Consider the following 1,783-nt stretch of genomic DNA (forward strand, 5'->3'; position numbering starts at 1 on the left):
CAGCAGCGTTTATGGTTTATAGATCATCTCAAAGGAGGCTCACCAGAGTACAACATGCCAGTGGCCTTGACTGTAAAAGGTGAATTATCGCTGCCTGTAGTTGAGCGTGTTTTTCAGCGGATAATTGCGCGTCATGAGGTGCTAAGAACCAATTATTATGATGAAGCAGGCGTGGTGTATCAATATATCCATGAACCTGAAAATGTGGCGTTTAGTGTTGTATATCAAGACCTCAGGTCGTTACAAGGCGAAGCGCAGCAAGCCCAAATAAAAGCACGGATATCAGAGGTTATCACCACCGCGTTTAACTTGGCAGAAGACTTACTATTAAAGGTATTGTATCTGGCGACCGGAGAGGATACAGGAGTCCTACTCTTTAATATGCATCATATCGCGTCGGATGGTTGGTCAATGCAGGTGTTGACCAATGAGTTTGTACGTTTGTATGAAGCCTATAGTCAAGGTGAAGCCGAGCCTTTACCACAATTGGCGTTACAGTATGGAGATTATGCGCAGTGGCAGCGAACGCATATAACGGATACGGTATTAGATAAACAGCTCAGTTATTGGTTAGCGCAGTTGGATAAAGCCCCCGCGGTGCATAACCTCACATTGGATTATCCCCGTCCAGCAGAGAAGCAATATCATGGTGCTCAGGTGGTGTCAGCGTTTTCAGCGCAAACAGCGGATGCGTTATTGGCAGCAGCTAAACGCCATCAATTGACTCCTTTTATGTTATTACATGGTGCATTGTCATTGGTCTTATCAAGACATAGCAATAGTCATGACATCATTATGGGCACACCGGTTGCGAATCGCCTTCAAGCAGAGTTAGCCCCTTTAATCGGCTTCTTTGTAAACACCTTAGTGTTGAGGGTGAATACACAGCATGACAGCTTAGCGGAATATTATGCCCATGTGCGAGCGACCCACTTAGCAGGTCAAAGTCACCAAGATGTTCCATTTGAGCAGTTAGTAGAAAAGCTGAAAGTGCCAAGAAGTCGTGCCCATGGACCTTTGTTCCAGATTATGGTGACGACGAATACAGATTATGGCCTACATGAGCATCAACCATTGCAACTTGCGGGAATAGAAGTAGCGCCTTATCAATCAGATATAGTGCAAGCAAAGTTTGATTTAAAAGTTGACTTAGCCATAGATGAACAAGGAGGTGGCGTTAGCTGGAGCTATGATACGAGCCTCTTTAGTGAAGCACATATAGAACAATTAAGTACGCATTTACAGCAGCTATTAGAAGCGCTGGCAGACACACGAGGTGAGTGGGATATTGCGCTGTCTCAGCTAGACATGCTGTCAGCAAAAGAAGTTAGGCAGTTAGTGCACGAATGTAATGCTCGAAGTGATAATGCTACGCAGGCATGGGGCAATATCGTTTCCCACTTTACCGCGCAAGCTCAGCGACAGAGTACGCAGACAGCGGTCGTGTGTGGTGACAGCAAGATGAGTTATGGTGAGTTAGATAGGCAATCGAACCAGTTGGCACGCTATTTAATGACGAGGCATCACGTGCAGCGAGGCACACTGGTTGGGCTCTGTATGGATAGGTCCATAGAGATGGTGGTCAGTATTTTAGCGATCCTGAAAGCAGGGGGTGGCTATGTGCCACTAGACCCACATTATCCGGAGTCACGATTACGTTATATGGCGACGGACACGGGGATGTCTTTGCTGTTATCACAACAGAGGCTGAAATCGACGTTACCGGATTTACCTGTGGAAGTCGTTGCGGTGGATGAGATAGCTCAGGATTGGCAATGTTTGG

The 1,783-nt window shown here is 46.3% G+C and carries 1 protein-coding gene; it reads left to right on the forward strand.

The annotated features are described in order from the left end of the window. Window positions 1-1,783 (forward strand): condensation domain-containing protein (locus L3V43_RS23610; protein ID WP_237123954.1); only part of this gene is annotated, 1,783 nt, incomplete at both ends.

It is taken from the genome of Pseudoalteromonas sp. L23 (assembly GCF_021728455.1).
Classification (GTDB): domain Bacteria; phylum Pseudomonadota; class Gammaproteobacteria; order Enterobacterales; family Alteromonadaceae; genus Pseudoalteromonas.